Here is a 23,901-nt window from a genome sequence, read left to right as displayed (position 1 = left end):
CCGGGACGAGGGCGACGTGCGTCCGGGCCCACGCGCGCGAGCGCGCGCGAACGTGCCTACGGTCGACGCAGCTTCGAGAACGGGAGCTCGACGAGACCTGAGGAGCCACCATGCCCGACGCCCCCGGCACCGCCGTCCACGACGACTCCCCCGTCCTCCTGCGCCTCGCCCGGCGGCTCGAGGACTCGCCCGCGCTCGACGGGCTCTCCGGCACCGTGCGCGGCGTCGCGCTCGCCCTCGTCCCCTCGCACGGACGGCTGCGCGAGGAGCTGCACGGCCGCTCGCTCGGCCACGCCCTGCACGCGACCCTCACCGACGTGCCCGTCGGTCTCTGGACCAGCGCCGCCGTGCTCGACCTCGTCGGGGGCGAGCGCAGCGCGCCCGCGGCGCAGCGCCTCGTCGGGCTCGGTGTCCTCGCGGTCGCGCCGACCGCGCTCACGGGCCTCGCCGACTACCTCGACGTCGACCGCCGCGCGCGACGCGTCGGCGCGGTGCACGCCGCGCTCAACTCCGGCGTCTCGCTGCTCTACGGCGCGTCGTGGCTGCTGCGCCGCGGCGGCCGGCGCCGGTCGGGCGTCGCGGTGTCGCTCGTCGCCTACGGGCTCGCCGGGGCGAGCGCGTTCCTCGGCGGCCACCTGGCCCAGGCGCTGCGCGAGCCGCCCGCCGAGGTCGCGCTCGGCGACGACGACGTCCCGGACCTCCCGTGACGCCGCGTCCCCCGGCGGTCGTGCGGGACCGCGCGAACGCGCTCGTGACGGGTGCGACGAGCGGCATCGGCCGCGCGCTCGCGCACGAGCTCGCCCGGCGGGGCCACGACGTCCTGGTCGTGGCGGACCGCGACGTCGACGTCACCGTGGGCGAGCTGGCCGCGCACGGCGGGACGCACGAGGGCCTCACGGTCGACCTCACGACGCCGCGCGGCGTCGAGGCCACCGCCCGGCGGGCGCGCGAGCTCGGCGTCTCGACCGTCGTCCTCAACGCGGGCGTCGGGGTGCACGGCGCGTACGCCCGCACCCCGCTCGAGGCGCAGCTGCGGCTCGTGGACCTCAACGTGCGCTCGGTCGCGCACCTGACGCACCTGCTGCTGCCTGACCTCCTCGCCGAGGGGCACGGGCGGCTGCTCGTCACGGCGTCCGTCGCCGGCGAGATGCCGGCGCCGCACTTCGCGACCTACGCGGCGTCGAAGGCGTTCCTGCGGTCGTTCGCGTGGTCGTTGCGCGGCGAGCTCGCCGGCACGGGCGTGACGGTCACCGCGCTCCTGCCCGGGCCCACCCGGACGCCGTTCTTCCGGGAGGCCGGCATGGAGCGCACGCACGTGGGGCGCCTGCCGAAGCCGAGCGCCGCCGCCGTGGCACGGCAGGCCGTGGACGCGCTCGTCCACGGCCGGCCCGAGGTCGTCCACGGTCTCCAGGGCAAGGCCATGCTGGCGGTCGCCCGCGTCCTGCCCCAGCCGGCGCGCGCCGCGTTCCACGGCTGGTTCTACGCGCCCGTCCCGCCGTCGCTGGCGGTCCCGCGCGCCCCGTCGTCGGGCTCGCCGCTGCGGTAGCCGTTCACCTTGTGCGTCCCGTCGCACCACGGGGGGATGGCCGTGCCGCCGCAGCGGCACAGGGCGACCGTCGCGCGGTGCCGCTCGATCTCACGACCCTGCTGGTCGACGAGCCGCGCGGGACCGCGCACGAGGAGCGGCCCGTCCGGGCACGCCGTGACGGTGACCTCCTCCGCCCGCGACCCCGCCCGGGACTCCTCGCGCGACGCACCCCCGGCGCCCGTCATGCGGCCACCGCCCGCGTCGTCGCGCCGCGCAGCGCGGCCGTCGGGTGCGCGGCCCCGCGGCGCCGCACCACGCCGACGACGCACGCGGCGAGGAGCGGGGCGAGCGCGAGCTCCGCGACGAGCCGCACGGGCTGGGCGAACGAGTCGTACGCCTGGCGCACGCGCTGCTCGACGAACTTCCGCGTCGACGGCGGGCGCCGGGCCACGAGGAGGTCGGGACGGTGCGCGACCGTCCCGCCGCGGGCGCGCACGGTGCGCTCCAGCTCGAGGTTCTCGGACAGCACGCGGGCGTCGTACCCGGCGGGGCCGAGCGCGTCGCGCCGCAGCACCACCGTGCCGGCCCAGTCGTGACCGAGCGCGCGGTTCACGAGCGAGCGCGCGGTGTCCCAGCGCGCGTGCCACGGCAGCGGGTCGAACACGTTCTGCGGCACGACGGCGTCGGCGTCGTCGAGCGCCGCGAGCGCCCGGTCGAGCGTCGCGGCGTCCCAGCGCACGTCGTCGTCCGCCACCACGACGCGCGGTGCGGTCGTCGCGGCCAGGGCGGCGAGGACGCCGACCACCTTCCCGTTGCAGCCCGGGGGCGGCGGGCCGACGGCGACGGTGCGCGCCGCGCCGCCCCACGCGGCGGCGTGGCGCTCGCGGACGGGACCGGGCGACCCGTCCGCCACGACGACCTCGACGTGGCGCGCGAGGTCGTGCAGGTACGCGGACAGCTCGGCCGTCGCCGGCTCGTCGGGCTGCTCGCGGCGCAGCGGCAGCACGTAGGTCACGTCAGCCACGCGGCGCGTCGCCCTCCTGCGCCGCGGCGGGGCCGGTGCCCGGCTGCGGCTCGACGGCGGGTGCGAGCGGCTCGCGCAGCGCCGACGCGCCCTGCTGCCAGCGCTCGAGCGCGTGGGCGGCCACGTCGCCCTCCACGGCCAGGCACGCGGCCGCGCCGAGCAGGACGTCGTCGCGCAGCGCGGGCTCCTGCTCGACGAGGCGCCCCGCGAGGTCGCGCGCCGCGATCTGCTCGTGCACCGCGTCCGCCTCGACGTGCTCGTCGAAGTACCAGGTGGTGTCCGCGTCGTGCCCGAGGCGGCGGAAGCCGTTGCCGTACAGGCGGCTCGGCACCGACGACGTCATCTCGAACGCGGCGAGGTGGCCGACGATCGCGCCCCGCAGGCGCCGGTGCAGGCCGAAGAGCGACATCGTGTTCAGGGCCGCGAGCACGACCGCGGGCACGGCGTCGACGTAGCGGCCGTACGTGTCGTCGAGCCCGACGCCGCGCATCGCCTGCGCGAACAGCTCGGCGTGCATGCGGCCGGGCCGACCGCCGCCGTACTCGTCCGCCTGGATCTCCACGAGCGCCGCCTTCGGCACGCCCGCGAGCCGCGGGACCGCCCACGTGTGCGGGTCGGCCTCCTTGAGCTGGTAGAGGGACTTCAGCGCGAGGAGCTCGCGCGCCTGCCCGGCGTCGGCGCGCTTGGCGACGTACCGCGACAGGCTCGGGCCGTCGTCGGCCGCCGCGAGCTCGAACAGCCGTCGCGCGACGCCCGCCGCGTCGGTCGCGTCGCACGCCGGCTGACCCGCGCGCTCGCGCACCGCGGCCTCGAACGGGGCCTCCAGACGTGCCCGCACAGCGAGCAGCGCCGGGTCCCACTCCCAGTCGTCGTCGACGCCCTCGACCCCGCGGTAGTGGAGCTCGTAGAGCAGGGTGAGCGTGAGCTGGACGTCCTCGTCGCGCAGGATCGTCCCGGCCGCGGCGTCGAGCGCCGGCCCGACCGCGTCCTCGACCGGGCGCAGGCGGTCGGCCGCACCGGGGGGCTCGACGAGCGCGGCGAGGAGCGCGGCGCTCAGCGGGCCCCGCGGACGGGGCCGCGGCAGGCGGCCCGACCCCGGTGCCGGCGAGGCTCCGGGCGCGGGCCCGTCCGCCGGACCGGTCGTGGTCGCCGACCCGGCGGTGGGGACGTGGGCGGGGAGGGCGGTGGAGGTCATCACGGGTTCCTGACGCTCGCGCGGACGGCGCCCCTGCTCGACGCCACCGCCATGCTCCCCACGGACCGCCCGACTCGCGAGCCGAACCGGCTCCCGAGCGGGCGGCCGACGGTGCATCAGCCCTGCTGGGAGCCCTGCGGGGACGTCGCGGACGTGCCGTCCTGGGTCAGGTCGGCGAGGAAGCGGTGGCACTGCTGGGCCCGCTCGGAGTCCTCCGCCATCACCTTCTCGAAGAACGCGGCGATCTCCTCCTTGCCCGCGTTCCGGGCGTCGCGCACGTACTGGCCGTAGTCGTGCCCGGCCTTGAGCGAGTGGTACTGCACCGAGATGAGGTCGAACGTGACGTCGTCGAACCCGGTCTCTCCTGTGGCCATGGTCGAAACCTCCTGCGCCCGGGGGCGCGGTCGTGCTGCCGGGCCCGGCCCGGCGGGGGCGGCCGGCTGCTGGACCTCCTCCCACGGTCGCAAGGCCCCGCTCGCTCGCAACCTGCGGGCGACCCCTCGTTCCAGTTGTGTGCGCGCGGCCCGCGCCTAGCGTGGGAGGTGGTCCAGGAGGTGGCCGTACCGGCGGAGCGAGAGCCCGGCACGGCTACCGCTCCGTCTTCAGTCACGCCGCACGAGCGGCGACGACGACGGGAGTCCGACCATGAGCGAGACGAACGTGCCGTACGGCTCGGGACCCGGTTCGCCGGGTGTCGGGACGGCGCAGGGCACCGGGGACGGCGGCGGCGCCGCGTCCGGGGTGAAGCAGCGCGCGAGCGAGGCCGCGTCCCACGCGGGCGACGCCGGCCGCGAGGTCGCGCAGGACGCGAAGGAGAAGGCGCGCGACGTCGCGCACGAGGCCACGGACCGCGCCCGCGGCCTGGTCGACCAGACGAGGACGGAGCTCAGCGACCAGGCGCGCACGCAGCAGGAGCGCCTCGCGGGCGGGCTGCGGTCCCTCGGTGACGAGCTCCGCCAGATGGCGGACGGCACCGAGGACCCGGGCTACGCGACCGACCTCGTGCGACGCGCCGGGGACGCCACCGGGCAGGTGGCGCAGTGGTTCGAGGACCGCGAGCCCGCGTCGGTGCTGCACGAGGTCGAGGACTTCGCGCGGCGCCGTCCGGGGACGTTCCTCCTCCTCGCCGCCGGCGCCGGCCTGCTGGTCGGGCGTCTCGTGCGCGGGATGAAGGACGCGCCGGACACCGGCTCCGACCGCGCGCAGAGCGGCGGCACCGGGTCGACGTCGTCCGCGACGCGCGGTGCGCACGCCGCACCGCTCGGCACGACCACGGGCACGGGCACGACCACCGGCTCGACGACCGGGAGCACCGGGACGGTCGGCGGGACCGGCACGCCCGGGACCACCGGCGTGCCGGGCACGACCGGCGGCACGGGCACGACGGGCGCGCCGGACATCGGCACGGCGGGCGCGTACCCGGGCCTCGCGAACGACCGCCTGGCGCACGACCCCGACGTCGCGACGTCGGCCGAGGGCGCTCCCCCGGCGCCGTCGTACCCGCCCACGACGCCCGGCTCGGGCGCCCGGCCGGGAGGTGGCCCCGATGTCGTACACCCCTGACCCGTTCGCCGCGGCGGGCACCGGCCGACACACGACGGGCAGCGGCCCCGACCCGGGTCTCGCGGCCACGCCGCAGCCCGTGCCGACGTCGGCGGACCAGCAGGCCGAGCAGCAGAGCCTCGGCGAGCTCGTCGCCGAGGTGAGCCGCGACCTGTCGACCCTCATGCGCCAGGAGGTCGAGCTCGCCAAGGCGGAGGCCAAGCAGTCCGCGCAGCGCGCCGGGAAGGGCGCCGGGATGCTCGCCGGCGCCGGGGTGGCGGGCCACATGGTCCTGCTGTTCCTCTCCGTGGCGCTGTGGTGGGCGCTCGGCGCCGTCATGGGCCGGGGCTGGTCGGCCGTCGTCGTCGCGGTGCTCTGGGCGATCGTCGCCGCGGTGCTCGCGGCGCGCGGACGCAAGGAGCTGCGCACGGTCGAGGGCATGCCCGAGACCACGGACACCCTCAAGAAGATCCCGAACGCCGTCCGAGGACACGAGGAGAAGAACTCATGAGCACCAGCGATCCGGAGGAGATCCGGGCGGACATCGAGCGCACGCGGACCGAGCTGAGCCGCGACGTCGACGCCCTCGGGGAGAAGGTCAAGCCCGGCAACGTGGCGCGCCGCCAGGTGGACCGCGTGCGGTCGGGCGTGACGAGCGTCAAGGACCGCGTCATGGGCAGCGCGCACGACACGGTCGGCTCGGCCCGGGACACGTCGCACGGCGTCGCCGAGCGCGGGCGCGAGGCGGCCTCGTCGGTCGCCGACTCGGCGCGCAGCACGGCGTCCTCGGTCGCCGACACCGTGGGCTCCGCCCCGCGGGCGGTGCGCGAGCAGACGCAGGGCAACCCGCTCGCCGTCGGCCTCGTGGCCTTCGGCGTGGGCCTCGTCGTCGCCTCCCTCCTCCCGTCGAGCCGCGCCGAGCAGCGCGCCGCCGTCGGGGTCAAGGAGAAGGCGGCCCCGCTCGTCGAGGACGTGAAGTCCACGGCGCAGGAGGTCGTGCAGGACCTCAAGGAGCCCGCGAAGGAGGGCGCCGAGGCCGTCCGCGACGCCGCGAAGGACGCCGCGCAGTCCGTGGGGCAGCACGGCAAGGAGGCCGCGGCGGACGTCCGCGACCAGGTGAAGGAGGGCTGACAGGCCCGCACGACGGCGGCCCGGGTGACGCGTGCGTCACCCGGGCCGCCGTGCGTCCGGAGCGGGTCGGTGCCCGGACGCGCGAGCGCCGGGTGAGGCGGCGTCGGACGTCCGCCTCACCCGGCGCTCCTGCGCGTCAGGCCGGTGTCAGCCGCACGACAGCGCGTCGTGCTCGGCCGTGACCGTGGCCGTCCTCCCCTCGGCGTCGGTGGCGGTGACCGTGGCGGAGCCGGCCTCGACCTCGCCGGAGCGGACCGCGAACGACTGGTAGGCGTTCGCGCCCGGGGCGACGTTCTCGACCGTCTTCGTGCCGTACGGCGTCTCGAGCGTCACCGTGAGCGGCACGTCGTCCTCGTTGAGGGCACGGACCGCGACGTAGGTCTTGCCCGCGAGGCAGCGCGCCTGCGCGGTCGCCGTGACGTCGGGCCCGGCCTCGCCGGCGGGGACGCCGGTGAGGTACTCGAAGCCGTGGGCCGCGAAGTCCTCGCCGTCGGGTGCCTGGTCCCACTCGAGGACGTAGTACGCGACGCCGGCCTCCTGCGCCGCCGTGAGGATCTCCTGGAGCGGCACCTCGCCCTCGCCCAGGTTGGTGAACGACGGGCGGCCGCCCGCGTTCAGACCCGTGGCGTCCTTGACGTGGAGCAGCTCGATCCGGTCGCCGTACTGCTCGATGAGCGCCGGGACGTCGACGCCCGCGTGGGCGGCCCACGCGACGTCGAGCTGGAACGTCACGTACTCGGGGTTCGTCTCGCGGACCAGGATCTCCCAGGCCGAGAGCGTCTCCCCCTCGTGCTCGTACGTCGTGCGGAACTCGCCGTCGTGGTTGTGGCCGAAGAACTTCGTGAAGCCGGCGTCGACCGCCCGCTCCCCGAGCCGGTTCATGGCCTCGGCCGTCGCGAGCGTGTTCTCGTAGGTGCCGATCCCCGGTGCGGGCCAGCCGCCCGAGCCGACGTACTCCTGGCCGAGCGTCCCCACGTAGTCCAGGGTCGCGTCGAACGTGGCCTCGTCGACGTTGTAGTGCGACGACTTCACGCTCAGGCCGTAGGAGTCGGCCAGCGCACGGAACTCCTCGGCGGTGTAGCCGGAGAAGTTGCCGCCGAAGGGCTCGATGTTCTTGAAGCCGATCTCCGACAGGCGCTCGAGAACGGCCGGGAGGCCCGCCTCGTTGACCCACGGGATGAGCGAGAACATCTGGATGGACACCTGCTCGGCCGGCACGACGACCGGCTCGGTGCTGCCCTCGCCCACGGCGAACGTCACCGCGTCGACGTCCACGCCGCCGGTGGTCGTCACGACGACCGAGCCGGTGCCCTCGGGCACGCTGCTCAGCGTCTGCGTGACGTCCTGCCAGCCCTCGCCCGTGAAGGCGAAGTCGGCCAGCGGCTCGGAGGACTCGGCCCCCGCACCCTGCCAGCTCAGCGTGACGGTGCCCTCGCCGCTGCCGCGGACGGTGACCTCGTCGACGGCCTCGCCCGTCGGGGCGTGGACGAGCGCGAGCGGCCGGTAGGTGAACGAGTCGCCCTCGTCGAACGAGGTGACGTAGCGGCCGGCGTTCGCCGCCGGGTCCTCGACGACCTCGACGCCCTCGGCCGCGTCGTACCACTCGGCCTGCTGCGCCTGCGGCTTGAGGATGTGCGTGGCCTCGCCGGTGATGGCGGGGACGTCACCCTGGGCCTTGTCCGTGTAGGTCACGACGAGCGTGCCGAAGATCTTCTCGCCCTCGCCGTGCTCGACGGCGTCGGGGCTCGTCTGGATCGTGAAGCCGCAGCCGTCGTCGGTCACCGCGGCGCGCCCGCTCACCTCGGGGTGGGCGTGCTCGTTGTGGCCGAGACCGAACGTGTACTGGATGTTGGTGCACACCGGCTCGTCGCCGTCCTCGGCGTCCTGCACCGAGACGGTGTACGGGACGGCGTCGCCCCAGTCGAAGACCGCGCCGTCCGGCTGGCTCAGCGTGATCTCCGGGGCGGTGTTGCCGACGGTGACCTGCTGGATCGCGAGGCCGAAGTTGCCCTCCGGGTCCGTGACGCGCAGCTGCACGGCGAACCGGCCGCGCTCGGTGAACGTGTGCGTCACCGTCTCGCCCTGGGCGTCGTACTCGCCGTCGGCGTCGAAGTCCCAGTCGAAGGTCAGGCCCTCGTTCGGGGTCTCGGCGTCCGTCGTCGCCGAGGCGTCGAACGTCACCTCGAGCGGCGCGTCGCTGCCCGACACCGGGGTGGCCGAGATCGCCGCGCGCGGGGTCTTGTTCTCCGACCCGTAGGTGATGCGGTACAGCCCGGCGTCCGGGTTCTGGCGGAAGAAGCCGTCACCGTACTCCAGGACGTACATGGACCCGTCCGGACCGAACTCCATGTCCATGACGTTGTCCCAGATCGGCTGGTTCACCGTCTCCAGGTGCGCGTTGGGCAGGAAGTCCTCGACCGCGGTGACCTCACCGGCCGACGAGAGCTCGTCGAGCGTGAACGCGACGACGTAGTCCTGGGAGAACTCTGCCATGAACGGCTTGCCGTCCCAGTACGCGGGGAACTTGCCCGGCGCGTCGGGGTAGTCGGCGGAGCGGAAGATCGGGCCGCCCATGGGCGCCTGGCCGCCGCCGCCCAGCTCGACCAGCGGGTCGAGCAGCTCCGGCTGGTCGCCGGGGCGGTCGCCGTAGTAGACCTGCGGCGCCGTGGCCGGCGGCACGACGTCCAGACCGGTGTTCCACGTGGAGTTGTTCTTCGCGCCGGCCTCGCAGTCGAACCACTCGCCGGGCGTGCCCGTCGCGAAGTCCCACTCGTTGTAGTTCGCGTTGGGGCCGTGGCAGTAGGGCCAGCCGCCGTTCATCGGCTCGGTCGTGAGCTGCCACTCGACGTAGCCCATGGGGCCGCGGTCGGGGTTGGCGTTCGCCGCGTCGGGGCCGTAGTCGCCCCAGACGAGCGCGCCGGACTCGAGGTCGTAGTCGATCCGGAAGGGGTTGCGCACCCCCATCACGTAGATCTCCTCGCGCACCAGGTCCTCGGAGCCCTCGTACTGCGGGTCGTCGAAGAGGTTGCCCTCGGGGATCGTGTACGTGGTGCCGGGCCCGACCTCGGTGCCGGGGGCGATGTCCTCGATCGGGTTGATCCGCAGGATCGCGCCGCGCAGGTCGTTCGTGTTGCCCGCGCTGCGGCGGTCGTCGAACCCGGGGTTCATGCCGGGCGCGTTGTTGTTCGGGGCGTACCCGTCGGCGCCGGGGGCGCCGGCCGGGGTGTTGTCGCCCGTGGACAGGAAGAGGTTGCCCTCCGCGTCCCACGCCATGTCGGCGCCGACGTGGCAGCACTGGCCGCGCTGCGCGTCGACCTTGAGGATCGCGCGCTCGCTGTCCAGGTCGAGCGTGCTGCTCTCCGCGTCCCACGTGAACCGCGAGAGCTGGTTGTAGCCCAGCCACCGGTCCCAGTAGCTCTCGTCCTCGCCCGCGGGGAGCGAGTTCGGCGCGCTGCCCTGCGGCGTCGTCTCGGGGTACTCGACCCCGGTGGGCGAGGTGCCCTCCATGACGCGGGGCGCGTACACGAGGTAGACGAACCCGTTCTCCTCGAAGTCCGGGTCCAGGGAGATGCCCTGCAGCCCGTCCTCGGAGTTGGCGTAGACGTCGAGCTTCGCGATCTGCGTCGTCCGCCCGGTCGCGGTGTCGGTGAGACGGACGACGCCGTCGCGCGCGGTGTGCAGGACCCGCGAGTCGGGCAGCACGGCGAGGTCGATCGGCTCACCGGTGTCCTTGCTCAGCAGGACCTTCTCGTAGTTGTTCCAGTCGAGTGCCGCGTCGTCCTGCGCGGCCTCGGCGGCGGTCTCGCTCTCGTCTCCGCCGTGGCCGGGGTGCGCGCTCGCCCCGCTCATCGCGAGCGGGACGAGCAACGCGGCGGACAGCGCCGCCGCGGCACCTCGGGCGAGCCTGCGTCGGCTCGTGGATGGTCTGTGCACAACGTCCTCCTTGACGTGGATCGAGGAGCCCGTGGTCCCCGACCAGCAGCGCGGCACCTGTGCTCGGTGCCGCTGCTCGACGATCGCCGCTGATCGGTCGACCCGGATGGGTGGACGGCCCCGGGGACCGGGGCCTGCGCGGCGCCGTCCTGGCCCCGCGCTGCGTTCGACCCTAAGCGCGACTTTCGCTGATGCCAAGTCAGAAGTTGAAATACTGAGACGAAAAGTTGGGCCGGACCCCTCACGAAAACCGACCACAAGGTCGCTGTTCCCGGCGGGTCGCCGGGCGGGCCCTCACGGTGGGCATCCGCCCGTCAGTCGACCCGGAGGTCGACCGTCGCGCCCCGCGCCACGGGCCGGATCTCGACCCCGGGAAGCTCCGGCGACCGCGCGAGGAAGTCGCGCAGCGGGCTGCGGAACACCCCGTAGTCGTCGTAGTGGATCGGGACGACGAGCGGCACGCCGACGCGCCGCACGAGGTCCGCCCCCTGCACGTCGTCCATGGTCACGGTCCGGCCGAGGATGCGCGTCCCGCCCAGGTGCGCGACCACCGAGTCCAGGTGCGGGAACGCGTCCCCGACGACGTCCACGTGGTCGCCCGTGAGCGTGTCGCCCGTGACGTAGACCTGGGTCTGGCGGTCGCCGTCCACGCGGTGCGTGTAGACGGTGCCCATGACCTCCGGCAGCAACGAGCGCATGACGCCGCGCGCGTGGATCGCCGGGACCGACTCCACGTCGAGCGTCTCCTTCCCCGAGCGGAACGTCTCGATCGTGCCGGTCGGCATGCCGACCGTCGCGAAGTGGTACCGCGCCAGGCGCCGCGCCGCGGACGGCGTGGTGAGGAGCGGCACCTGCCGCGTCAGGCCGCGCCGCGCGACCCGGTCGAAGTGGTCCCCGTGCAGGTGGGACAGGACGATCGCGTCGAGCGGCGGGAGGCCCGTCGGCCCGAGCGCGGGCTGCGTGCGGCGCCGCGACGCGAGGCCCTTGCCGAGGTAGGCCCACTGGCCGCGGTGCAGGAAGTTCGGGTCGGTGAGCACGGTGAAGCGCCCGAACCGCAGGAGCGCCGTCGCCGTCCCGCCGAACGTGAGCGTCGCGCTCGCGCGGCGGCTCACGGCTCCCCCAGCGCTTCGAGGTGGACGGCCTTGCGCACGGTCATCTCGTCGAGCAGGTCCGGCCCGTACCCGGCCCCGCCGCCGCTGCCGCGCCGCGGGTCGGCGGACCCGCCCGGCGCGCCCCCGAACACCGCGTTCACCTTGACCGTGCCGACGTCGAGCACGCCCGCCGCGCGCAGCGCGTGGGCGAGCGACGGCGTGAGCACGGTCGCCGCGAGCCCGTACGCCGACGCCGACGCGCGACGCAGGCCCTCGTCGAAGTCGGCGACGCGCACGACCGGCGCCACGGGGCCGAACGTCTCCGTCGTGAGCAGGTCCACGTCGTCCGGGCACCGGTCGAGCACCGTGGGCGCGTAGTACGACCCGGCCCGGTCGAGCCGCCGACCGCCGGTCACGACCTCCGCACCGGCCGCGAGCGCCCCCTCCACGTGCTCCTCGACGACGGCGAGCTGCGCGTCGTCGACGAGCGGTCCCATGGTCGTCGCGTCGTCGGCCGGGTCGCCCACCACGACCGCGTCGGCGAGGCGCGCGAGCTCGGCGACGACCGCGTCCGCGACCTCCTCGACGACGTACGCCCGCTCGACGGCGGTGCACAGCTGGCCGCCGTTGGTGAACGCGCCGGTCGCGATCTGCTGCGCGGCGAGCACCGGGTCGACGCCCGCGTCCACGACGAGCGGGTCCTTGCCGCCGTTCTCGAGCAGCACCTTCGCCCCGCGCGCGCCGGCGGCGGCGGCGATGCGCCGGCCCGCGGCCGTGGAGCCGACGTGCGCGACCAGGGCGACGTCGTCGTGCGCGACGACGGCCGCGCCCGTCCCGCCGTCGCCGCTGACGACGCGCAGGACGTCCGGCGGGAGCGCGCCCGCCACGATCTCGGCGAGGCGCACGCCGGGGGCGTCGCTGCGCTCGGACGGCTTGTGCACCACGGTGTTGCCCGTGACGAGCGCCGCGGCGAGCAGCCCGGCGGCCGCCGGGTAGGGGTCGTTCCACGGCGTGATCACCGCGACGACGCCGCGTGGCTCGCGGCGCACGACGTCCAGCGCGGCGGGGTCGCCCGCGAGCACCCTGCCCGCTCGGCCGAGGCCTGCCACGGCCGCCTCGTCGAGCAGGTCGGCGGCGACCTCGGCCGACGCGCGCGCCTCGGCCCGCAGCCGTCCGGTCGTCGTGCACAGGAGGTCGCCGAGCTCGTCGACGGCGGCGCGCACCGCGCGGGCGGCGGCGCGCAGGGCACCGGCCCGGTCCCCCGGCGGGGTCGCGCGCCACGCGGGCCAGGCGGCTGCGGCGGCGCGCACGGCGGCGTCGACCTCGTCGGCGCCCGCGCAGCGGACCGGGGCGGCGGACCGACCCGTGGCCGGGTCGGTCCGGTCGAGCCGGCGCTCGCCCGCGGCCGGCGTGGTCGGGTCGGGGTGGGGGGTGGGTGCGGTGGTCGTGGTCATGCAGGCCTCCCGGGAATCACACGAAGAGAACTACCCATAGGTGCGACGTCGGCGTGCGAGAACCGCTTCTCCGGGTCAGGGTGAAGTCGGGTTGCAGCAGAGCCGACCCGCACGCGTCAGGTGGAGTGCCCCCGGTTTCTCGAGGCGCACCACGAGCCTGACCCGAACGAGGAAGGCTCGCAGCCCATGCGCGTCCTCGGAGTCAACGCCCTGTTCCACGACCCGTCCGCCGCCCTCGTCGTCGACGGCCGGGTGGTCGCCGCCGCGGAGGAGGAGCGCTTCTCGCGGCGCAAGCACGGCAAGCGACCGCTGCCGTTCGCGGCGTGGGAGCTCCCCGAGAAGGCGATGGCCTGGTGCCTCGAGGAGGGCGGGCTGCGCCCCCAGGACCTGGACGCCGTCGCGTACTCGTTCGACCCGGCGCTGGCCAAGCCCGCCGAGGAGATGGGCCTGCCGGACCCGTGGGACTGGCTGCGCGTGCAGTACGCCGAGCGCGCGCCGCAGTTCCTCGCCACCGCCCTGCCGGGCCTGTCCCCCTCGACGGTGCGGTTCGTGCCGCACGAGGTGGCGCACGCGGCGTCCGCCGCGCTGGCGTCGCCGTTCCCGGTCGCGAGCGTCCTGTCGCTCGACGGCCGCGGGGAGCGCTCGTCGCACCTCGCGGGCCGCTACGACCACGGCCGCCTCGAGGTGCTCGCGAGCCAGGAGCTGCCGCACTCGCTGGGGCTGGTCTACGAGTCGCTCACCGAGCACCTGGGCTTCCTGCGGTCGAGCGACGAGTACAAGGTCATGGCGCTCGCGTCGTACGGCGAGCCGCGCTTCCTCGACGACCTGCGCGAGGTGCTCTACGCGACGGGCGACGGCGGCTTCGTCGCCGAGGTGCCCGACTGGGAGCGCTGGGCGCCGCGCCGCACGGACGACGGCACGTGGGGCACCGCGCACGGCGGCCGGGCCGAGCACGCCGACCTCGCGGCGTCGGTGCAGGCGCGGCTCGAGGAGGTGCTCGTCGACCTCGCCACGTGGCTCCACGGGCAGACGGGCGACCGCGTGCTGACCATGGCGGGCGGCACGGCGCTGAACTGCGTCGCGAACTCGCGGGTCTGGCGCGAGTCGCCGTTCGAGGAGGTGTGGGTCCAGCCCGCGGCGGGCGACTCGGGCACGGCGCTGGGCGCCGCCCTCCAGCTCGCCGCGGAGGCGGGCGACACCGTCGAGCCGATGGGCTCGGCGGCGCTCGGCCGGGCGTGGGGCGACGAGGCGCTCGCCCGGTGGCTGCGCACCGCGCAGGTGCCGTTCACGACGCCCGACGACCTGCCCGGCGAGGTCGGGCGCATCCTCGCGGACAACGGCGTCGTGGCGTGGTTCGACGGCCGCGCCGAGCTCGGACCGCGCGCGCTGGGCCACCGCTCCCTGCTCGCGCACCCGGGACCGGTGGAGAACCTTGAGCGGCTCAACGACGTGAAGGGCCGCGAGCAGTTCCGGCCCGTGGCGCCGATGGTCCTGCTCGAGGACGCCGCGGAGATCTTCTCCGGCGGCCCCGTCCCGAGCCCGTACATGCTGTTCGTGCACGAGGTGGCGCCCGCGTGGCGCGACCGGATCGCCGCCGTCGTGCACGTGGACGGCACCGCGCGCATCCAGACCGTCGACGACTCGACCCCGCGCCTGCAGGCGACGATCCGGGCGTTCAAGGAGCTGACCGGGCTGCCGGTCGTCGTCAACACGAGCCTCAACACCGCGGGGCGCCCGATGGTCGACGACCCGCGCGACGCGCTCGAGCTCTTCGGGTCGGCCCCGGTGGACGCGCTCGTGCTCGGCCCGCACCTCGTGCGCCGGCCCGACGTGTTCGCCGCTCCGTCCGGGGCGACGGCGTGAGCGCGCCCGCGGGACGCCCCGCTCCCCCGGTGCCGTACGCCGTCGTCGTGCCCTCCATCGGCCGCCCGTCGCTCGACCGGCTCCTGGAGACCCTCGTCGCCCAGGCCGACGGCCCGGACTCCCCGGGGCCGGCCGAGGTCGTCGTCGCGGACGACCGCCGGCTGCCGCGACCCGGCACGACCCACCCGGTGCCCGACCCGCTCGACCTCGGGGACGCCGGCCGTGCGCTCGGCGCGCGCGTCGTGCGCACCGGGGGCCGAGGGCCGGCCGCCGCGCGCAACGCCGGGTGGCGCTCGACGACCGCGCCGTGGGTCGTGCTCCTCGACGACGACGTCGAGCTCCCCGCCGGGTGGGCGCGCCACCTCGCGCACGACCTCGCGGCGGCGACGCCCCGCACCGGCGGCGTGCAGGGCCGCCTGCACGTGCCGCTGCCCGCGCACCGCCGTCCGACCGACTGGGAGCGCGGGACCGCCGGGCTCGAGCGCGCGGCCTGGGCGACCGCCGACATGGCGTACCGGCGCGAAGCGCTCGAGCAGGTCGGCGGGTTCGACGAGCGCTTCCCCCGCGCCTACCGCGAGGACGCCGACCTCGCGCTGCGCGTGCGCGAGGCGGGCTGGGAGCTCGTGCGCGGCACGCGCACGACGACGCACCCCGTGCGCCCCGCGGACGACGCGGTGAGCCTGCGCGTGCAGGCCGGGACCCGCGACGACGCGACGTTCCGCGCCCTGCACGGGCCGGGGTGGCGCGAGCGGGCCGAGACGGGCCGCGGCCGTCTGGCGTGGCACGTCGCGACCGTCGCGGCTGCCGCGGTCGGCGTCGGCGGGCTCGTCGCGCGGCGCCCGCGCGTCGCGGCGCTCGGCGCGATCGGGTGGGCAGCCCTCACCGCGCAGTTCCTCGGGCGCCGCCTCGCGCCGGGGCCGCGGCCGGGCGACGACGCGTTCGGGCCCGAGCTGCGGCGCATGGCGTGGACGAGCGCCGCCATCCCGTTCGCCGCCGTGCGGCACCGCGTCGCGGGCACGCTCGCCGCCCGGCGCGGGCTCGAGCCGTGGCCGCCGCCGCTCGCGGCCGTGCTCCTCGACCGCGACGGCACGCTCGTGCACGACGTCCCGTACAACGGCGACCCCGCGGCGGTGCGTCCCGTCGAGGGCGCCCGCGCCGTGCTCGACGACCTGCGCGCCCGCGGGGTCCGGCTCGGCGTGGTGTCCAACCAGTCCGGCGTCGGGCGCGGGCTCCTCACCCGTGCACAGGTCGACGCCGTGAACGCACGCGTCGAGGAGCTGCTCGGCCCGTTCGACACGTGGCAGGTGTGCCCGCACGCGCCGGACGACGCGTGCGCGTGCCGCAAGCCCGGTCCCGGCCTCGTGCTCGCCGCGGCGGCCGACCTCGGCGTCGAGCCGTGGCGGTGCGCCGTCGTGGGCGACATCGGCGCCGACGTGGGCGCCGCGCTCGCCGCGGGCGCGACCCCGGTCCTCGTCCCGACGCCCGTGACGCGCGCCGAGGAGGTCGCCGCTGCCCCGTGCGTCGTGCCGGACCTCGCCGCGGCCGTCCGCGCGCTCGACGACCGCCTGCCCGGCCCGCCCCGGGAGCACGACACCGCGTCCTCCCCCGGCGCGTCGGTTCCCGGCACGTCCGCTCCCGGCACGTCCGCGCCGGCGCCGGACGAGGAGCGTGCGGCATGAGCGCCGACGTGCTCGCCGTGCGCCTCGACAGCGACGGCGACGTCCTGCTCACGGGTCCCGCGGTCCGGGCGATGGCGCACGCGGCCGCGCGCGACGGCGGCCAGGTGGACGTCCTGGCGGCCCCGGCCGGGCGTGCGGCGGCAGAGCTGCTCCCGGACGTGCGCGACGTGCTCGTCTTCGACGCCCCGTGGTCCGGCTACCGGCCCCCGCCCGTCGACCGCGCGAGCGTGCTCGACCTCGTCGCGACCCTCGCCGAGAGGCGCTACGCCGCCGCGGTCGTCTTCACCTCGTTCCACCAGAGCCCGCTGCCCGCGGCGATGGTGCTCAAGGTCGCGGGCGTCGGGCGCGTCGCCGCGGTGAGCGAGGACTACCCGGGCTCGCTCCTGGACGTGCGGCACACCCGCGCGGACGGCCTGCACGAGGTCGAGGCCGCGCTCGACCTCGCCCGCGCCGCAGGGTTCGGCGCGCCGCCCGACGGCGACCGGCTGCGCGTGCGCGGGCCGCTGCCCGACGTGTCGTCGCTCGTGCCCGCGGGGCCCTACGTCGTCGTGCACCCCGGCGCGTCCGTCCCCGCCCGGGCCCCGGCGCCCGACCACGCGCGCGACCTCGTCGCGGCGCTGGTGCGCGCGGGCCACGAGGTGGTCGTCACGGGCGGCCCCGGCGAGACGGACCTCGCGGCGCACGCCGCCGCCGGGCGCGCGCGGGACCTGTCGGGGCGCACGGACCTCGCGGGCCTGGCCGCGGTGCTCGCGGGCGCCCGGTGCGTCGTCGTCGGCAACACGGGGCCCGCGCACCTGGCCGCCGCGGTGGGCACGCCCGTCGTGTCGCTCTTCGCCCCCGTGGTCCCCGCGGAGCGCTGGGCGCCGTGGGGCGTGCCGACCGTCCTGCTCGGCGACCAGGAGGCCGCGTGCCGCGGCACGCGCGCCCGGGTGTGCCCGGTGCCCGGCCACCCGTGCCTCGGCGTCGACCCGGACGACGTCGTCGCGGCCGTCGACCGGCTCGTCGTCCCGCACGTCGTGGGGACGCCCGCGCCCCGCGCGACACCGCTCCGGACCGTGGGGGTGACCCGATGAGGATCCTCGTGTGGCACGTGCACGGGTCGTGGGCGACGTCGTTCGTCGCCGGCGGCCACGAGTACCTGGTCCCGGTCGTCCCCGACCGCGGGCCCGACGGCCGCGGCCGCGCGCGCACCTGGGACTGGCCGCCCGGGGCGCGCGAGGTCGCGCCGGACGAGCTCGCCGACCTCGCGGCGGACCGCGCGATCGACGTCGTGGTGCTCCAGCGCCCCGAGGAGGTCGAGCTGCTGCGGCGCTGGACCGGGCTCGTGCCCGGCCGCGACGTGCCCGCCGTCTACGTCGAGCACAACGCCCCGACCGGCCACGCGGCCGCGACCCGGCACCCGCTCGCCGACCTCGACGTCGTCGAGGAGGGCCTCGTGCCGATCGTGCACGTCACGGCGTTCAACGCGCTCATGTGGGACACCGGCGACGCGCGCACGCTCGTCGCCGACCACGGCATCCCCGACCCCGGCCCGCTGTACACCGGGGAGCGGGCGAGCGTCGGCGCCGTCGTCAACGAGCCCGTGCGGCGCTGGCGCGTCGCCGGGACCGACGTGCTCGTCGCGCTGGGGCGGCACGTGCCGCTCGACGTCTACGGCATGGGCGTCGGCAAGCTCGCCGAGCACCTCGCGGCGCCCGGCGCCGCGTCGCACGACCTGCCGCACGACCTCCCGCACGGCCTGCACGACGACGTCCCCCAGGCCGCGATGCACGCGCGGCTCGCGACGTCGCGCGCCTACCTGCACCCCTACCGCTGGACGAGCCTCGGGCTCTCCCTGCTCGAGGCGATGGCGCTCGGGATGCCCGTCCTCGCGCTGCCGACCACCGAGGCGCCGGTCGCGGTGCCCGCGTCCGCGGGGCTCCTCAGCGCCCGTCCCGACGAGCTCGCCGCGACCGCGCGGCGCTGGCTCGCCGACCCCGACGACGCCCGCGAGCACGGCCGGGCGGCCCGCGCCCACGTGCTCGAGCACTACTCCCACGTCGCGTTCCTGCGGCGCTGGGACACGGTCCTGACGGAGGTGACCTCATGAAGATCGCGATGATCTCGGAGCACGCCAGCCCCCTCGCCGCCCTGGGCGGCGTCGACGCCGGCGGGCAGAACGTGCACGTCGCGTCGCTCGCCACGCGGCTCGGCGCGCAGGGCCACCGCGTGGAGGTGTTCACGCGCCGCGACGACGCGTCCCTCCCGGAGCGCGTCCCGCTCGCGCGCGGCGTCGAGGTCGTGCACGTGGACGCCGGTCCGCCCGTGCCCGTGCCCAAGGACGACCTCCTGCCCCACATGGACGCGTTCGGCGCCGACCTCCTGCGGCGGTGGATCGAGCCCGGGCCCCGGCCCGACGTCGTCCACGCCCACTTCTGGATGTCCGGGATCGCGGGCCTGCTGTCCGCGCCCCCGCTCGGGGTCCCGCTCGTGCAGACCTTCCACGCGCTCGGCTCCGTCAAGCGCCGCCACCAGGGCGCGCACGACACGAGCCCCGCCGAGCGCGTGCCCCGCGAGCGCCTGCTGTGCCGCGCGGTCGACCGGATCGTCGCGACGTGCGCCGACGAGGTCGCCGAGCTCGTCGCGCTCGGCGCCGACCCCGACCGCATCGACGTCGTGCCGTGCGGCGTGGACCTCGGCCGCTTCCTGCCCGACCCGGACCGCACCGAGCACCTGCACCGCGAGCCCGGCCGCCTGCGCCTGCTCTCGGTGGGCCGGCTCGTCGAGCGCAAGGGCGTCGACACCGTCATCGAGGCGCTCGCCGCGCTGCCGGGCGCGGAGCTCGTCGTCGCGGGCGGCCCCGCGCCGGGCACGCTCGACGACGACCCGGAGGTCCTGCGGCTGCGCGCCGTCGCGGTGGCCTCCGGCGTCGCGGACCGCGTGCGGTTCGTGGGCAGCGTGACGCAGGACGACGTGCGCGACCTCATGCACGCCGCCGACGCCGTCGTGTGCGACCCCTGGTACGAGCCCTTCGGGATCGTCCCGCTCGAGGCCGCCGCGTGCGGGCGCCCCGTCGTGGGCGCCGCCGTGGGCGGGCTGCTCGACTCGGTCGTCGACGGGCGCACGGGCCTGCTCGTCCCGCCGCGCGACCCCGGGGCGCTCGCCGCCGCGCTGCGCCGGCTCGCCGACGACCCGGCGTTCGCGGAACGCCTCGGCTCGGCCGCGCGGCTGCGCGCCGAGCACCTGTACGGCTGGGTCACGGTCGCCGAGCGCACCGCCGAGTCGTACGAGCGCGTCACCACGGCCCGCCGGGCCGAGCGCGGCCGAGCCCGGCCGGTGGCGGCCGGGCGCACCGCGCTGCGGGCGGTGAGCGCACCGTGACCGCGCCCCGGACGCCCTCCGGCGACACGCCCGGTGCCGGGTCCGGCGACGGCCCGCACGACGCCGCGCGCCGCTGGCTGCGCACGCACGCCGACGACCTGCACGACGGCCTCGACCTGCTCACCGCCGAGGCGGGCCGGATCGACGCGTGGGGCGCGCGGCTCGCCGACACCGTGCTCGCGGGCGGGCGGCTGCTCGTCGCGGGCAACGGGGGCAGCGCCGCCGAAGCGCAGCACCTCACCGCCGAGCTCGTGGGCCGCTTCGACGGCGAGCGCACCCCGCTGTCCGCGATCAGCCTGCACGCGGAGACGTCGAGCCTCACGGCGATCGTCAACGACTACGGCATCGCCGAGATGTACGCGCGCCAGGTCGCGGCGCACGGTCGCCCCGGCGACGTGCTCGTGCTCCTGTCGACCTCCGGCGAGAGCGAGAACGTCGTCGCCGCGGCCCGCCGGGCGCGCGAGCTCGGCCTCACGACGTGGGCGCTCACGGGCCCGCGGGACTGCGCGCTCGCCGCCGCGTGCGACGACGTGCTCGCCCTGCGCGGCGCGTCGACCTCGTCCGTCCAGGAGCTGCACCTCGTCGTCGTGCACGCGCTGTGCGCCGCGCTCGACGCGCACGTGCGCCACCGCGAGGCGCGCGCCGCGGCAGACCTCCCGGGCGCCGGGTCGGCCGACGACCGACCGGCCCCGGCACCCGTACCGGCCTCCGCGGCGACCGGACCGCAGGTCGTCGTCGTCGGGGACGTGCTCCTCGACCGCGACGTCGACGGCCAGGTGACCCGCTTCTCCCCCGACGGTCCCGTGCCCGTCGTCGACACGCTCGGCGTCCGGCGCAGCCCGGGCGGCGCGGGGCTCACCGCGCTCCTCGCGGCCGACGGCGCGAGCGTGCGCCTCGTCGCGCCGTTCGGCGACGACGACGCGGGCACCGAGCTGCGGGCCCTGCTGCGCCCGCACCTCGACGTCGTCGCGCTGCCGCAGGTCGGCACGACGCGGCGCAAGACCCGCGTGCGCTCCGGCGGCCAGACCGTCGTGCGCGTCGACGACGGCGGCCCCGCCCGGCCCGGCGACCTGCCGGAGCGCGCGGCGCGGGCGGCGCTCGCGGGCGCCGACGTCGTGCTCGTGTCCGACTACGGCGCGGGGACGACCCACGCCGGGCCGGTCCGCGACGCGCTCGCGCACGCGGCCCGCACCGGGACGCTCGTGTGGGACCCGCACCCGCGCGGCGGCGCCCCGGTCCCCGGGACGGCGCTCGTCACGCCCAACCTCGCGGAGGCGCTCGACGCCGCGGAGGCGCTCGGCGTGGACGCGACGCCCGACGACCCCGGGGGCCTCGCGCGGTCGCTCGCGGCCGCGTGGGACGTGGGGGCGGTGTGCGTCACGGCGGGCGACCGCGGGGCGTTCGTCGCGCGCGCGGACGGCGAGCCGGCGTACGTGCCCGCGACCGTGGCGCACGGCGACCCGTGCGGCGCGGGCGACCGCTTCGCCTCGACGGTCGCGGTCGCGCTCGCCCGGGGCGAGGGCCTCGTCCCGGCGGTCGTCGCCGCCGTCGCCTCGGCCTCGGCCTGGGTCGCGGCGGGCGGCGCGGAGGGCTACCGGCGCCGGGCCGACTCCCCCGCCGACCGCACGCCGGGCGCGGCACGGGAGCACGCGCCGGACCGCGCGTCCGGCGCGCCGACCCCCTCCGGCGCGACGCAGGACGTCCCGCCGTCGGACCCCGACGGGCCCGAGGCCGTGGCCGCCCGGCTGCGTGCCGCGGGCGGCACCGTCGTCGCCACGGGCGGCTGCTTCGACATCCTGCACGCCGGGCACGTCGCGACGCTCGAGGCGGCCGCGCGCCTGGGCGACCACCTCGTCGTGCTGCTCAACGGCGACGCGTCCGTGCGACGGCTCAAGGGGCCGCAGCGCCCCGTCGTCGGGCAGGCCGACCGGGCCCGGGTCCTCGCCGCGCTCGACTGCGTGGCCGCCGTCGTCGTGTTCGACGAGGACGACCCGCGGGCCGCGCTCGACCGCCTGCGCCCCGACGTCTGGGCGAAGGGCGGCGACTACACGGAGGAGACGCTCCCCGAGGCGGAGACGGTCCGGCGCCACGGCGGCCGGGTCGTCGTCCTGCCCTACGTCGACGGCCGCTCCACGACCTCGATCCTCGAACGCTCCGGGCGGTTCGCGCCCGGGGTCCCCACCCTGACGGAGGAGACCACCGCATGACCACCACCACGTCCGCCCAGCGGACCGACGTCCCCATGCCCCGCGAGCTCGGCACCGTCTACGTCACCGGGGGCGCGAGCGGCCTGGGGGCCGCGCTCGTCGAGGCGGTGACGGCGGCGGGCGGCAAGCCGGTCGTCCTGGACCGGGTCGCGCCCGCCGACGGCGTGCCGCACGCGGTCGTCGACCTGTCCGACTCCGCCGCCGCGGCCGCCGCGGTCGAGCGGCTCGCGCTCGAGGTCGGGCCGCCCGACGCCGTCGTCACGGCCGCCGGCACCGACGCGTGCGGGCGCCTCGACGAGATCGACGTCGAGACGTGGGAGCGCGTCGTGCGTGTCAACCTCTTCGGCACGGTCGCCGTCGTGCGCGCCGCGCTGCCGTTCCTCGAGGAGCGCCGCGGCACGGTCGTCACGGTGGCGTCGACGCTCGGCCTCAAGGGCGTCTCGGACGCGACCGCCTACTGCGCGTCGAAGTTCGCGGTGCGCGGGTTCTCCCAGGCGCTCGCCGCGGAGCTCGCGGGCCGCGTCGGCGTCACGTGCCTCGTGCCCGGCGGGATGCGCACCGCATTCTTCGACGGCCGCACCGAGCAGTACAAGCCGGGGCCGGACGCCGACCTCAACGACCCGCGCGCGACCGCGGCCGCCGTCGTGACGGCGCTGCGCCAGCCGGTGGGCTGCGAGATCCGCGAGATGCTCGTCATGGCGTCCGGCGAGACGTCGTGGCCGTGACGGCGGGCGCGACGGAGCTGGCGCCCGACCTGCCGGGGCTCGCGGGGCAGGACGAGGGGACCGTCCTCGTGCTGCGCGCGCTCGGGCTCGGGGACGCGCTGACGGCCGTGCCCGCGCTGCGGGGCGTGCGGCGCGCGTGGCCCGGCCGGCGCGTGCTCCTCGCCGCACCCGCCGAGGTCGGCGGCTGGCTGCGCGACCTCGGCCTGGTCGACGGCGTCGTGCCGACCCGCGGCCTCGAGCCGCTCGTCTGGGCGCAGGAGGCGCGGACGCTCACCGGTGCGGACCCCGGGCACGTGGCGGTGAATCTGCACGGCAGCGGCCCCGAGAGCCACCGGGTGCTGCTCGACACCGGCCCGGAGCGGGTCGTCGCGTTCGCGTCGGGCGACGCGGGGGTCGACGGGCCGGACTGGGACCCGGACGAGCACGAGGTCGACCGCTGGTGCCGGCTCGTCACCGCGGCGGGCGGCGCGTGCTCGCGCGAGGACCTGCGGCTCGACCCGCCGGGGTCGCGCGGGCGCCACGTCGTCGTGCACCCCGGCGCGGCGTCCGGCGCGCGCCGCTGGCCCGCGGACCGCTTCGCCGCGGTCGCGCGCGACCTCGCGGCCGCCGGTCACGACGTCGTCGTCACGGGCGGCCCCGACGAGCGCGACCTGTGCGCGCGGGTCGTGGCCGACGCGGACGCCGCCCTCGGCGGCCCCGCGGGGGCGCCGGACGGGACCGGCAGCGTGACCGACACGGCCGGGACGCTCGACCTGCCCGCGCTCGCCGACGTCGTCGCGACGGCCCGGCTCGTCGTCTGCGGGGACACGGGCGTGGCCCACCTGGCGACCGCGTACGGCACCCCGTCGGTGGTGCTGTTCGGCCCGACGCCGCCCGCCACGTGGGGCCCCGCCGTGGACCCGGAGCGGCACGCGGTGCTCTGGCACGGCGACACGGAGCAGAGGCCGGCGCACGCGCCCGACGACGCGGCGCGCGGCTACCGGGGTGACCCGCACGCCGCCGACCTCGACCCGGCGCTCGGCCGCATCACCGTCGCCGAGGTCGTCGCGGCCGCGCGGTCGCTCCTCGCGGGGCCGCAGGACCCCGCCGAGATGCGTGCGGGCGACGAGGCCCTGAGCGTCGAGGCATGACCTCCCCCGATCTCGACCCCCGCACCGACGGAAGGACCG

The 23,901-nt window shown here is 77.0% G+C and carries 20 protein-coding genes; 13 read left to right on the top strand and 7 right to left on the bottom strand.

Going from position 1 to position 23,901, the window contains the following annotated elements; genetic code table 11:
* Positions 1-110 precede the first annotated feature (110 nt).
* Both B8281_RS11990 and B8281_RS11985 read left to right on the top strand, forming a co-directional pair.
* A complete protein-coding gene (locus B8281_RS11990; RefSeq protein ID WP_051876724.1) occupies positions 111-707 on the top strand; it encodes a DUF2231 domain-containing protein in 597 nt (198 codons plus the stop codon).
* Positions 704-1,546: an SDR family oxidoreductase gene (locus B8281_RS11985; RefSeq protein WP_137280603.1), complete on the top strand. Its 843-nt coding sequence runs from the start codon at positions 704-706 to the stop codon at positions 1,544-1,546. Before B8281_RS11990 ends, B8281_RS11985 begins: the two co-directional genes overlap by 4 nt.
* Here the strand turns inward: B8281_RS11985 and B8281_RS11980 are convergent.
* The 4 genes from B8281_RS11980 to B8281_RS11965 all read right to left on the bottom strand — a co-directional run bounded on the left by B8281_RS11980 (position 1,480) and on the right by B8281_RS11965 (position 4,121).
* Positions 1,480-1,773: a CDGSH iron-sulfur domain-containing protein gene (locus B8281_RS11980; protein WP_051028329.1), complete on the bottom strand. Its 294-nt coding sequence runs from the start codon at positions 1,771-1,773 to the stop codon at positions 1,480-1,482. The two genes, B8281_RS11985 and B8281_RS11980, sit on opposite strands and share 67 nt — an antisense overlap.
* Positions 1,770-2,552: a glycosyltransferase gene (locus B8281_RS11975; protein WP_085387833.1), complete on the bottom strand. Its 783-nt coding sequence runs from the start codon at positions 2,550-2,552 to the stop codon at positions 1,770-1,772. The genes B8281_RS11980 and B8281_RS11975 overlap by 4 nt, the downstream gene beginning before the upstream one ends.
* Entirely contained in the window at positions 2,545-3,747 is a 1,203-nt protein-coding gene (locus B8281_RS11970) for an iron-containing redox enzyme family protein (protein WP_085387832.1), read from the bottom strand. Before B8281_RS11970 ends, B8281_RS11975 begins: the two co-directional genes overlap by 8 nt.
* Before the next feature lie 116 nt (positions 3,748-3,863).
* Positions 3,864-4,121, bottom strand: a complete 258-nt coding sequence (locus tag B8281_RS11965; protein WP_034654615.1) for a hypothetical protein — start codon at positions 4,119-4,121, stop codon at positions 3,864-3,866.
* Between the two features lie 271 nt (positions 4,122-4,392).
* Between B8281_RS11965 and B8281_RS11960 the strand changes: the two genes are divergently transcribed.
* The 3 genes from B8281_RS11960 to B8281_RS11950 are packed head-to-tail and all read left to right on the top strand — an operon-like array spanning position 4,393 to position 6,420.
* Positions 4,393-5,310 carry a hypothetical protein gene (locus tag B8281_RS11960; RefSeq protein WP_051028327.1) on the top strand — a complete coding sequence of 306 codons (918 nt, stop codon included), beginning with the start codon at positions 4,393-4,395 and terminating at the stop codon, positions 5,308-5,310.
* Positions 5,294-5,800 carry a phage holin family protein gene (locus B8281_RS11955; protein ID WP_081600158.1) on the top strand — a complete coding sequence of 169 codons (507 nt, stop codon included), beginning with the start codon at positions 5,294-5,296 and terminating at the stop codon, positions 5,798-5,800. Before B8281_RS11960 ends, B8281_RS11955 begins: the two co-directional genes overlap by 17 nt.
* Positions 5,797-6,420, top strand: coding sequence for a DUF3618 domain-containing protein (locus tag B8281_RS11950; RefSeq protein ID WP_034654612.1), 624 nt, complete (start codon positions 5,797-5,799; stop codon positions 6,418-6,420). Before B8281_RS11955 ends, B8281_RS11950 begins: the two co-directional genes overlap by 4 nt.
* A 147-nt stretch (positions 6,421-6,567) precedes the next feature.
* On the opposite strand, the gene B8281_RS11945 is transcribed toward B8281_RS11950, so the two are convergent.
* From B8281_RS11945 to B8281_RS11935, 3 genes are all read right to left on the bottom strand, one after another.
* Positions 6,568-10,353 carry a PQQ-dependent sugar dehydrogenase gene (locus B8281_RS11945; RefSeq protein WP_157446622.1) on the bottom strand — a complete coding sequence of 1,262 codons (3,786 nt, stop codon included), beginning with the start codon at positions 10,351-10,353 and terminating at the stop codon, positions 6,568-6,570.
* Between the two features lie 314 nt (positions 10,354-10,667).
* The gene (locus B8281_RS11940; RefSeq protein WP_085387830.1) at positions 10,668-11,465 is read right to left on the bottom strand and encodes an MBL fold metallo-hydrolase; all 798 of its coding nucleotides are present in this window, start codon (positions 11,463-11,465) and stop codon (positions 10,668-10,670) included.
* Positions 11,462-12,898 carry an aldehyde dehydrogenase gene (locus B8281_RS11935; RefSeq protein WP_085387829.1) on the bottom strand — a complete coding sequence of 479 codons (1,437 nt, stop codon included), beginning with the start codon at positions 12,896-12,898 and terminating at the stop codon, positions 11,462-11,464. Before B8281_RS11935 ends, B8281_RS11940 begins: the two co-directional genes overlap by 4 nt.
* A 186-nt stretch (positions 12,899-13,084) precedes the next feature.
* On the opposite strand from B8281_RS11935, the gene B8281_RS11930 reads away from it, so the two are divergent.
* From B8281_RS11930 to B8281_RS11895, 8 genes are read left to right on the top strand one after another with little or no spacing between them, the layout of a single operon-like run.
* Positions 13,085-14,761 (top strand): carbamoyltransferase C-terminal domain-containing protein, encoded by a 1,677-nt coding sequence (locus B8281_RS11930; protein ID WP_085387828.1) that lies wholly within the window; start codon positions 13,085-13,087, stop codon positions 14,759-14,761.
* Positions 14,758-16,440: an HAD-IIIA family hydrolase gene (locus B8281_RS20115; RefSeq protein WP_369824889.1), complete on the top strand. Its 1,683-nt coding sequence runs from the start codon at positions 14,758-14,760 to the stop codon at positions 16,438-16,440. Before B8281_RS11930 ends, B8281_RS20115 begins: the two co-directional genes overlap by 4 nt.
* Positions 16,437-17,513: a glycosyltransferase family 9 protein gene (locus tag B8281_RS11920; RefSeq protein ID WP_085387826.1), complete on the top strand. Its 1,077-nt coding sequence runs from the start codon at positions 16,437-16,439 to the stop codon at positions 17,511-17,513. Before B8281_RS20115 ends, B8281_RS11920 begins: the two co-directional genes overlap by 4 nt.
* On the top strand, positions 17,510-18,529 hold the full coding sequence (locus B8281_RS11915) for a glycosyltransferase (RefSeq protein WP_085387825.1): 1,020 nt from the start codon (positions 17,510-17,512) through the stop codon (positions 18,527-18,529). Before B8281_RS11920 ends, B8281_RS11915 begins: the two co-directional genes overlap by 4 nt.
* Positions 18,526-19,800 (top strand): glycosyltransferase, encoded by a 1,275-nt coding sequence (locus tag B8281_RS11910; protein WP_085387824.1) that lies wholly within the window; start codon positions 18,526-18,528, stop codon positions 19,798-19,800. The genes B8281_RS11915 and B8281_RS11910 overlap by 4 nt, the downstream gene beginning before the upstream one ends.
* A complete protein-coding gene (locus B8281_RS11905) occupies positions 19,797-22,007 on the top strand; it encodes a PfkB family carbohydrate kinase (RefSeq protein ID WP_085387823.1) in 2,211 nt (736 codons plus the stop codon). The genes B8281_RS11910 and B8281_RS11905 overlap by 4 nt, the downstream gene beginning before the upstream one ends.
* Positions 22,004-22,732 (top strand): SDR family oxidoreductase, encoded by a 729-nt coding sequence (locus tag B8281_RS11900; protein ID WP_085387822.1) that lies wholly within the window; start codon positions 22,004-22,006, stop codon positions 22,730-22,732. Before B8281_RS11905 ends, B8281_RS11900 begins: the two co-directional genes overlap by 4 nt.
* Complete coding sequence (locus tag B8281_RS11895; RefSeq protein ID WP_085387821.1) at positions 22,723-23,862, top strand: glycosyltransferase family 9 protein; 1,140 nt, start codon at positions 22,723-22,725, stop codon at positions 23,860-23,862. Before B8281_RS11900 ends, B8281_RS11895 begins: the two co-directional genes overlap by 10 nt.
* Positions 23,863-23,901: the final 39 nt, after the last annotated feature.

The organism is Cellulosimicrobium sp. TH-20 (assembly GCF_002105775.1).
Classification (GTDB): domain Bacteria; phylum Actinomycetota; class Actinomycetes; order Actinomycetales; family Cellulomonadaceae; genus Cellulosimicrobium; species Cellulosimicrobium funkei.
This window is presented reverse-complemented; position numbering and strand designations above follow the sequence as displayed.

Excerpts from the sequence above, each read along its gene's own strand:
- B8281_RS11960 (WP_051028327.1), top strand. The coding sequence starts at position 4,393 with ATGAGCGAGACGAACGTGCCGTACGGCTCGGGACCCGGTTCGCCGGGT.
- B8281_RS11935 (WP_085387829.1), bottom strand. The coding sequence starts at position 12,898 with ATGACCACGACCACCGCACCCACCCCCCACCCCGACCCGACCACGCCG.
- B8281_RS11950 (WP_034654612.1), top strand. The coding sequence starts at position 5,797 with ATGAGCACCAGCGATCCGGAGGAGATCCGGGCGGACATCGAGCGCACG.
- B8281_RS11920 (WP_085387826.1), top strand. The coding sequence starts at position 16,437 with ATGAGCGCCGACGTGCTCGCCGTGCGCCTCGACAGCGACGGCGACGTC.
- B8281_RS11930 (WP_085387828.1), top strand. The coding sequence starts at position 13,085 with ATGCGCGTCCTCGGAGTCAACGCCCTGTTCCACGACCCGTCCGCCGCC.
- B8281_RS11970 (WP_085387832.1), bottom strand. The coding sequence starts at position 3,747 with ATGACCTCCACCGCCCTCCCCGCCCACGTCCCCACCGCCGGGTCGGCG.
- B8281_RS11915 (WP_085387825.1), top strand. The coding sequence starts at position 17,510 with ATGAGGATCCTCGTGTGGCACGTGCACGGGTCGTGGGCGACGTCGTTC.
- B8281_RS11980 (WP_051028329.1), bottom strand. The coding sequence starts at position 1,773 with ATGACGGGCGCCGGGGGTGCGTCGCGCGAGGAGTCCCGGGCGGGGTCG.
- B8281_RS11900 (WP_085387822.1), top strand. The coding sequence starts at position 22,004 with ATGACCACCACCACGTCCGCCCAGCGGACCGACGTCCCCATGCCCCGC.
- B8281_RS11965 (WP_034654615.1), bottom strand. The coding sequence starts at position 4,121 with ATGGCCACAGGAGAGACCGGGTTCGACGACGTCACGTTCGACCTCATC.
- B8281_RS11990 (WP_051876724.1), top strand. The coding sequence starts at position 111 with ATGCCCGACGCCCCCGGCACCGCCGTCCACGACGACTCCCCCGTCCTC.
- B8281_RS11910 (WP_085387824.1), top strand. The coding sequence starts at position 18,526 with ATGAAGATCGCGATGATCTCGGAGCACGCCAGCCCCCTCGCCGCCCTG.
- B8281_RS11955 (WP_081600158.1), top strand. The coding sequence starts at position 5,294 with ATGTCGTACACCCCTGACCCGTTCGCCGCGGCGGGCACCGGCCGACAC.